This is a genomic window from Spirosoma migulaei (assembly GCF_054776855.1).
In genome coordinates, this window is sequence record NZ_BAAHBG010000001.1 from 300,215 (window position 1) to 310,081 (window position 9,867).

5 protein-coding genes are annotated in these 9,867 nt (G+C 42.9%); 2 read left to right on the forward strand and 3 right to left on the reverse strand.

The features are described 5' to 3' along the window. A partial coding sequence (locus tag ACYVGO_RS01115) for a two-component regulator propeller domain-containing protein (RefSeq protein ID WP_460966929.1) occupies nt 1-1,721 on the reverse strand: 1,721 nt, incomplete at its 3' end. Between the two features lie 519 nt (nt 1,722-2,240). Between ACYVGO_RS01115 and ACYVGO_RS01120 the strand changes: the two genes are divergently transcribed. After that, complete coding sequence (locus ACYVGO_RS01120) at nt 2,241-2,600, forward strand: hypothetical protein (protein WP_142773912.1); 360 nt, start codon at nt 2,241-2,243, stop codon at nt 2,598-2,600. A gap of 187 nt (nt 2,601-2,787) precedes the next feature. Here the strand turns inward: ACYVGO_RS01120 and ACYVGO_RS01125 are convergent, their stop codons facing one another. Both ACYVGO_RS01125 and ACYVGO_RS01130 read right to left on the reverse strand, forming a co-directional pair. Next, nucleotides 2,788-3,195, reverse strand: a complete 408-nt coding sequence (locus ACYVGO_RS01125) for a VanZ family protein (RefSeq protein ID WP_142773911.1) — start codon at nt 3,193-3,195, stop codon at nt 2,788-2,790. Nucleotides 3,196-3,349: 154 nt separating this feature from the next. Then, entirely contained in the window at nt 3,350-6,232 is a 2,883-nt protein-coding gene (locus ACYVGO_RS01130; RefSeq protein WP_460966931.1) for a PAS domain S-box protein, read from the reverse strand. Between the two features lie 707 nt (nt 6,233-6,939). On the opposite strand from ACYVGO_RS01130, the gene ACYVGO_RS01135 reads away from it, so the two are divergent. Beyond that, on the forward strand, nt 6,940-7,227 hold the full coding sequence (locus ACYVGO_RS01135) for a hypothetical protein (RefSeq protein ID WP_460966933.1): 288 nt from the start codon (nt 6,940-6,942) through the stop codon (nt 7,225-7,227). Nucleotides 7,228-9,867 lie beyond the last annotated feature (2,640 nt).

The window sequence follows — 9,867 nt, forward strand, 5'->3', positions numbered from 1 at the left end:
GCCGAATAAATAACATTATTGGGCAGCCCATTTCTAGTGGTGAACCGCCGACACGTTCCGGTACGTTTATCAAAGCGACATAGTCCACTGCCGAAGGTACCCACCCAAAGGATGTTTTTATCAAAGCGGTCGATAGACAGAAAATTGATGATATTACTACTAAGCGAAGTAGTATCGGTGGGGGTGTACGCATACTGCCGAATGGCATTGGTCCTGCTATTGATCCTAAATAACCCCTTCGATTCGGTTCCTACCCAAAATGACTGATCATCACTAACCAACTGAACCATAGTTGAATTGATAGTGGATAAGTCTAACTCAGGTGTCCATGTCTGGGTTGGTTCTGAATACCGGAACAGATGGGCATTGCATAAGGCCCAAATTGTTCCCTGCGGGGAGGTCGTTAGCGGAACCGATTGCTCATCCAGAGGACCATCTTGTCCAGGTGGGAATGGTAGTGAGACCAGTTTTTTTGTTTGAAGATCAAGTTGATAAAGCGAGCCTTTGCCTATGTTGAAGAGCAGGTGATTTTGTTTATCGAATGTGTATCGAAAGAAATAAGCCAGATCAAATCGGTTGAAAGCAGGAAACTGATCTACCGATGCGCCTAGCTGATTTGTTAGTAAGTCTGTTTGGAAATTGGCTCGATAAGGATATCGTTGAAACTGATTCGCCGTGAGGTCGAACTTTCGAACGCCGTGCCCGTTCGTTCCTATCCAAAGCACATTCGAACGGTCGATTAACAGGCTTTGGTAGTGTGAACTACCCGCAAATCGAGCCAATTTCTGGATGCCAGATGTTTCGTTAAAACAATATAGTCCTGTAGAGTAGTAGAAATAAACAGTGCCTTTGGCATCTGTACCAAATTGAGGAAAATGGTCAAAATAACTCGATACGGGTAGAGGAAATGACTGGCATTTTCCTGTAGTTGGATTCATGAGTGTCAAATGCCATCGTGATACAATAACCAGGCTACCATCTGGCTTTTGGTATAAACTGTTTAGTTCATTATCGGGGAGTGAATTTGGGTTTCCTGACTGATGTTGATAGTGCGTGAATTTCCCTGTTATTCTGTCGTACCGATCAAGCCCTACCGTAGTTGCAAACCACATAGCCCCCCGTTGGCCTTCAATTATAGCTTTTATAACGCCTTTGTTAATAGAGTTTATAGTAGCAGGCTGATGCTTATAATGCTGTATGTGATTGATATTCAGATTAATAGAAACTAAGCCCGCATAATGGAAGTACAACCACAGATGATTTTGCCGATCTGGGCAAAAGAACTGGAGGGAATCACGACTAAACGCCTGCTGATAAAAGGATTGGCGCGAAAGGCTGTGGAATGTTTCTCGTACCGGATCGAATAAATCAAGTTCGTTATAGGTATTGCGAATCCAGATTCGTCCTTTATAATCTGCTTTCAGATATAATACATCAGGAAATGAGATCGAGGTTTTTGCGTCGGAGTTGGGTTGGAAAACTTTAAACCGTTGGCCATCGTAACGGCATAGCCCATCGCGGGTAGCCATCCAGATAAACCCCTTTTGATCCTGCAAAATATCGGAAACAAACGCCTGCGGTAATCCTTCTTCTTCGGTCAGTATTTGGGGGCGGGAGAATGTAGCTGGTTGAGCAGAAAGGAGAATAGGGATAGAAAAGATACTTAATAAGCTGGGCCACCAGAAGATAGTCCAGTTTTTTCTTTTGTTGAACAGGCTCATTGTTTCATATTCTTTTATCTGGTGGGTAGCTTAAAGATAGGCCAACGGTAAGAACATCAAAAATTTCCGTTGCTGGCTAATCAGGAATGTATATGCGTATTGGGAACTAACTAGAAATGCTTGTTTCTACAGGTGTAAAAGCCTGAAGAATACGGGCAAGGCAGGGTGTTGCTAGTAATAAGAACGGGGGGAAATTACGCTAAAGGAAGTTAGCTTACCAGCTAACGTTAAAAACAGGGTAGTTTATTACGGTCTTGTTTTTGACGTTGAAGAGGCTTAGGAAGTAAGGTAGTTGGTTGTACTGAACATCTGCATCGTCGGTAGTTGAGCTCATCTTTGGAGGAGGACTAACCTCAAGTTGATATAACTGACCTAGGCTAGTGGTCAACTGCGTAGCCTGTTATTAGGTCGATTGACTCAGTATGCGAGCAAAAAAATGAGAAATTGCAGACCTAAATGGCATTATTGGTCAAATTGCTGGCATGATTGATGCTGTAAACGTTCATAAAAAGTCAGTTTATGACGCTTGACGAACGAACGGGTACTGTTTTCTCCTCTATTAGCCAGCCCCTCATTGGTTTTTGGGGCGCTACTGCCACTCAAGTAAAGGATGTGTATGAAGCTTATACCAGTTTATGGGCATCTACCCCAAGTGAAGCCCATGCCCGCGACGTTTATGACTCCTTAGTCGCCATTGCACTCGCTGATGATATTCACTGTCCAATTAATTGGCTGCTAACGGAACTACGATTTGAAGCATTTGCTGCTGCAACAGGCGATCGTAAGTGGGCAGCACTTATGGACTTAACGTATGCGACAAAGGTGAAGAGTGATAATGTGCTTGATTTGTATAACGAGCGAATGACAAGAGAACTTTAAAGGCCAGCGGTGAAATTATTGGCAAACTGGGCAGTAATCACGCTGAGGTTTTCTGGATTCTTAGCAGCTAGTATTCGACTAACCAATCAAGTTGCCTCTACTGCACGACACCCCCGAGAATCCAACGTATCAATAAACTCTAGCCTGCAAAGCACTAATGCTTACTGACTTCCTGACGACGCGCAAGTCATTTACTTTGCGAACGAATCTTGTTTAGCGTGGTTACAAGCGTAAATGCGGAAACCAGCCCAATTAGTGCACCAACCGCTCCCCATCCAATATCCTCAAAGCTAAAGTAACGGGATGGTATAAGAAGCTGGCCTGTTTCTGCCAGGGCTACAATACCTATCAGAATCAACCACAGAATTAACCACTGGTATACGGACCGAGGGCGAGGTGTGGGTAAAAAGCCTGCAAACATGCCCATAAATACGAAAGGAACGGCTGTACGTATGTTTCCATTGGCATGAACATCGGTCCAGTCGGACACCCATTTCGGTATGAACCAAATATGTTTAAAATCGTAATGAGGTTGCCAGCTTAAGTACAAAATGAGGGCAACGCCAACACCAAGCAGTAAATAAGTTAAACGCATAATTAAGCTATAATTTTCATTGGATTCAGCTATCCTACCACGCTTTATAGGAATACCCACTTCAATCAAGTTTGCCAAACCACTAGCACTTGTCCCGTTTAGAATCTGTAGAATCCACTGGAATCTATTTTGGCCAGGCACTAGTTCAATCCAGTCAATCTAGTTTGAAGGATGTCTCCAGAACAGATTGAATAAGAGGTAATTCTGCTTCAAGCGTTCGTAGAAACTGATGAACTAGTGGGCTTACCTCACTCACAGGTTGTTTGTCGGCAATACGAGCTCCGAGTGTCTGACTTAAACGAACCATCTCGGTTAAACCGAACATTTGAAACGCAACTTTCTGTGCATGAATAATCCCGCCAATAGTGGGCAAGTCATGTTGCTCCAGACTCTGCCGGATTTGCTGAATCTCACCCGGTGTTTGGGCCAGAAACAACTCCATGACCTCGGCCGCAAAATCCCGGTCGTTATCCAAAGCGCTCAACAAGACCTCTACCGAGAAACTAGGGGTAGTCTCAGCCAGCACTTTAGGTTTGCTTGACGAGACCACCTCCGACCAATAGAGGGGGGTATATTTCCGTAAAATACGCTGCAATTCCTCAATCTGGAACGGTTTGGGCAGAAAGTCGTTCATACCTGCCTGTAGGCACTGCTCTCGTTCGCTGGCTAAGGCATGTGCTGTCATCGCAATAATAGGCACGTCTTTTTTCAAGGTTGTTCGAATATGACGGGTGGTAGTGTACCCATCCATGACCGGCATTTGAATGTCCATCAATATCAGATCGAACTCATCGTCCTGTAATAGGTCGAGCGCCAACTGACCATTTTCGGCAACCTGAGCGGAATACCCTAGCCGTTTCAGGACTTGTAGAGCGAGTTTCTGATTCATCAGGTTATCCTCTACGATCAGGATACGCAGATTGGATAGGTCGGGGTTAATGGGCATTGTCGACCCCTCCGTAATCAGTTCAACCGGTATGGATGCCACTTTATAAGGAATCTCCAGCGTAAACCGAGAACCCTCTCCGAGTGTACTGGCTACGCTGACCCAACCGCCCTGCATTTCCGCGAGTGATTTTACAATGTTCAACCCCAATCCTGTGCCACCATAATAGCGGGTTGTAAAGTCGCTGGCCTGGCGGAACCGCTCAAAAATGAACGGTAAGATGTCTGCAGCCATGCCAATACCGGTATCCTGTACACTGAAACGAACCCGCACAGAATCAGTTGTTTCTGCTACCTTATCAATTCGAACCCGAACACCACCCTGCTGGGTAAACTTGATGGCATTATTCAATAAGTTTACTAAAATCTGCGTCAGTCGGGTTGGATCGCCCAATACAACCGGTGGGAGGGTAGGATCTGTTTCAACAAGTAGCCACAGATTTTTTTCGATGGCTGCTGAATGCAGCATAGTTCGAATGGAATCCGCTAGTGAAGGGATACTGAAAGGAATCGATTCTAACGGCAACATGCCCGCTTCAATCTTGGAAATATCGAGAATATCATTGACGATATTAAGCAGATTTTTGCCTGCAGTCCGGATGAAACTGGCGAATTCTTTTTGTTCGATCGTGAGCGAGGTCGTTTCCAGAAGGTTTGAAAAGCCGAGAATCGCATTCAGGGGCGTTCGGATTTCGTGGCTCATGTTAGCCAAAAACTGCTTTTCAGTATGGCGGGCCTCCTCTGCTATTTGTCGGGCTCGGGCCAATTCCTCTTCAAGCCGTTTACGTTCACTCAAATCGTAATGAATACCCATTGAGCCAACAAGAACACCGTGCTCATCAAAGATAGGCACACCGCTTACCAGTACCCATACCCGTGTGCCGTCCTTACGAATTAATGCTAACTCGTAAGAACCCGCGTTTCCGCGTTCTCGTTGCCCTTGCTGCTGGTCAATCACCGGCTTAAACTCAGGATGGACAAGTAATTCGGCTGCATTTTTGCCCACAAGTTCTTCCTGGGTGTAGCCCATCATGTTGCAGAAGCGTTCGTAAGCGCGCAAAATCGTTTGATTGTTGTCGACCTCGAGTAACCCGAGCTCCATCGTATTCATGATGGTTCGGTACTTTTCTTCGCTCTTGCGGATACGCTCGTCCGACTGGTACTTCTGAGTGATATCTCTATACTTCCACAGGTGCCCCCGGTAGTGGTCAGTCAGCCAGATAGGAATATAATCCCACTCCATGATTCGCCCGTCGGACAGATGAATCACCTCATCCCTGACCGCGAGTTGGTTATCTACTACTTCGTTCATCCGATCCAAAAACTGATCGGCATCCCTGAACAAACTGGCGGGTGGAACGGCCACGGATAAGAACGCCTGGCCAACCAGCGATTCGGGTGTTCGGTTTATGCCAAATTGATCACAATAGAGCTGATTGGTCAGGATGATTTTTCGGTTTTCATCTTCCACCAGCACACCCGTATGCAGGTTTGTAATAAGTGACTCCAGGCGAGCCTGGGTGAGTTGAAAAGAATCTTCGGTTAATTTACGTTGGGTAATGTCCCGGGCAACGGCCACCAGTTCAAGAACCTGCTGATCATTTTTAACCAAACTAACCGTCTGGCCAATCCAAATAGTCGAACCATCCTTCGTTCGGGCCGGGAACTCAATATAGGTGTGTGGCTGCCCGGTTTGAAGCATTGTTTGATAGAATGCGATCAATCTGGCTCTATAATCTGGTAATACGAGATGGACGAAATGCCGACCTATCAATTCCGACTGAGCGTAGCCGAAACAGCTCTCCATCATCGAATTTGCGAAGGTGAAATAACCCTCAGGTGAAATTTTAAAAATTATATCCCGAACCGAATCGATAAGTTGGCGGTAATGGTATTCACTTTGCCGCTCTTGCTCCCACTTACTTTCTAGATGCTGGTTCAAGGTAGCAGTGAGCAGGCGACATTGCTCTTTTGACTTATCAAGCTGTATTTTCTTTATGTTCAACCGTCGCTCGATCCGCCGTTGCTCCTTTTGCTGGCATGCCAACTGGTGCTTAAGACGATTAAATCGGCGTTGGAGAGGTGAGTTCATAGGTTACAAATTGCCAGTGGTAACTTTAGACGACAGAAGTTTAGTTTTTCGCAGTTTTAGGCGCAAGGCTGCCTCTTTCCAGTTGATCGAGAGAAAGATAAGGTACTCAGGGTTAGGATAAAGTTTTTTTGATTTTTTGAGCTGTAATAGTTCTGCAACCTATAAAGATCCATATAAATAAGAGTGCTAATTAACTGTATAATTTCTGATAGCTGTTAAAATAAGATGCAACCGCTTGTAGCTTGTCTGAGATACACTACAAATTTGTACACTTCTACTTGATATGTTTGCTGGCATTTTGTCAATAAGTCAATGCTGAAGCATAAGTCTGCATGAGCAGGAAATCCGGACAATACCAGTAAGCTAATTGAATGGGCTTATACGTATTGTTATTTGTTACCAAAATTACATATAATTGCCTATTTATTAGTTATATCGCTATTATATTTTAATAATTATTGCTTTTTAGTTTATAATATTTGATAGTCATATAATATAGCGTTCTGCCTTTCTGTTAATTGAGTCCTTTAATTAACAGAAAAATTTTATGATCAATAGCTGCTAATTGACTTTTTTGGATACTATTCCTACTGTTGATCAATTCATTAGCTGTAGGGAGTAGCTTCGTATCATTGACCTCTTTGTTGGCCATAGAGCCTCTGGTTGCAACTGTTTCTGGCGGGCCTCAAAAATAGTAATAAAGCCAGATGAGAGAAACTGGCATTCCAGTTACGACTATGAGCCAGCTCAGCCATGAAAACGACCCGAATGTTGGCCACCAGAGGAAGCAACTAGAGGATATGATCCGTCAGTGTGACGCTTTGATTGACGAACTGTACGATACCATTGAGTTATTTACATTAGGTGGTGCATCGTCAGAAGATGGGACTATGCACACCAATGCGGCCCAGGAACTGGTTTATTACACTCGTAAACGTATAGAACTGGTAGAAGCCATCCGGTTATTGACAAGTAACCAGGATGTAGGAAAATAGCTAACCAGTACGCAAATAGCTTCCAGACCCCCTTATTTAGTTGTTTTATAAAGCAAAAACGAACGAATACAGACCTCCGTGACCTGTATTCGTTTAAATCCCGGCAACGAAAAAGTGAAGCAGCGAAACTGATCGCTCAGCTATACAGTAGCAATCAGTCTATTCACTGGAGCAAACATACTATAAGGAATTCTACCGGTTGCCGGTCGGAGTCTGGCTACAGTAGTTAATAAAGTTACCTGTGGGCATATTGACAATATGGGAGTGCAAGGAGTTATACTGCAATGGGAATAATAACTAAGAATAGTGTACTCCATATGGACGGGTACTGCCTGACAAGCGGAACGAGTTAGCCTAGATTGACGGCGGGGTGGCTCTACAAGTAAAAATGAGCACACCCGATATAGCCAACCTCCATAACCTTGCCAAAGCGATCCAGTACAACTTACTGGCAACGAAGAACAATAGCGACCATAACCGGAGATGATTTCCATACAAGGTAGAATAGGAGAATAAGCGAGCTAGCTGTAGCTGGCCCGCCTGACTAATTTGTCGGAGTTAAACCTAAATGAAAATGAGGTTAAAAAGGCCTTTTAAGGCAAACAGGAAGAGGAAGGATGCAATGAGAAGCACTGCTAACCAAGTAGCTGAGATGAGGTAATTCGTTTTCATGAGTTATGTTACGGTGAATGATTAGTACAAACTTATTCATTTAGAAGATGTACTTATGCGAAATTTACTGAGCGTTACATATCATAGTTATAATTAACTATGATATGTAGATTTTGTGAAATTTTAAGCCTAAAATGAACTTTTTGATAGGAAGAAAAACGGAAAAATAAGATTTAAAAGCGTTAATAAACTCTGGTTAAATTTTTACTAGTATAAAATTAGCTGGCTTAGAAATGTAATTTATCTGTTTAGAAATTATACCAGATTTAGCCTAAAGTGAAGCCAATAAGATAGTTTAACTAAATTCTTAAAATCTGATCAGGAATCTATTGTAATTCAACAGGATAGCGTTCATTGAACTCCTGCTTATTTCATTTTGTGATGTTTGTGTGCTCAATGTAAGTAGTGTAAACAATATATAGTTACTTTGTTTTTTATTATTTTATTTAAGTAACAAAAGGCTTCACAACGAAGAACAATTAAAAAAGTACATGACCGATTTTTTCGGCATCAGGTGAGAGATTCCCTTTAGGCTAGGTAAATAGTGAGGATGGTATTCCTAATTTGTCAAACAGTTATCAATGGATACAAAGTGGTGAATCCGTGGAAACCAATAAGCTATCGTTTACAGAAAGAGTATTGAACTTGAACTTGCTCTTACCGCATCTTAATCGAAATAAGTTAGCTACCAATTAGCCTATGAAAGTCTGACTTGATTGCCGGAGGACTTTCATAGGCTAATGAATGTAGGCACAGATGAGCTGATCCCCAATGTTTATTACCAGTTGGGGACTATATGCGCTGATTACTCCTAGTAACCTTTATCTGTTTAGGGCATTGTGAAAACCTGGTAAAACTTATGCCGGCAGTGGTCGCAGGAATAGCGTTTCATTGGGAACGGTTTAGCTAGGGGAGGCCTATGCGTCCGGTTTAGCTCAGTCGATTTACATTCTGGGCAACGCCCTTTAAGCGTAAATCTGGACTGGGTAACTAGCTTAGGGGCAACAAGCCCAAGGGCGAAAAGAAAAGCAATTGCAAGTAACATGTTAGTGCATAACGAGTAATATTTCGGTTCAAAATAATACAAAATCATTAAATGTCAATGCATTATTAGGTGAATGATACGCAAACTTTTATCTAGTGGCTTCAACTACTGGCTGGCAACTACGAACGAATAAAGGTGAAAAATACCCAGCTACTATTTAACCCGCTTGAGACCGGAAAGGCAAGAGATTGATAGGCTCACGAAAAATGGGATGTACTTTACAGCTTGCGTTTTAGGAAAATACTTAATAAAGAAAAGCCTAATGAAGTAATAAAGCAAAGCAGTGTGTAATGACTCTCAAAGGGGAAAAGGTATGCACCAGCGATTAGGAGCGCCGAAATAAGGAGAGTGAGCAGGGGCGATAGTTGTGTAAGTTGACGATTCACGCCTAAAATTAATAAAGCCTTACATGGTCAGGATTAAAATATCCATAAAAATTTAGTTTATACTGTAGGTAAAAGTACTTAATTGAGGATTTGTTGAAAGGAAAACACGAAATTAACTTGTTTTATATCGGGGATTGAGTTTCACTGCGTCCACAAAAAGCTTGTATGTTCAGAGGGCAAATCCGAACGCAGCTTTAGAGAATAAGCAGATGGATGCCGGAGTGATAGTCTATTTTCGTAGTTATCTGCTGCCAAATTCAATTTGACTAAGCTACTGTGTGGCTGATTCATTCAAAGAGTCCAGGAGACTATGACATGTCATGATTTGTAAAACTCCATTATCAGTGTCTCACTGAAGTTGCTTGGCTGTTGCACCATCTGAATCAGTATTACGCTTGGCTCAAGATGTAGGTAAATCGCTCGATAAGCTGAATCGAAATCTGGTAGAACTAAGGAATTGCAATAGAGCTACTGACTGTACGTCGTCAAGTAAAAGTGGACAAAAGGGGTGAAAATGAGAAGAGACAATTCAGTAAA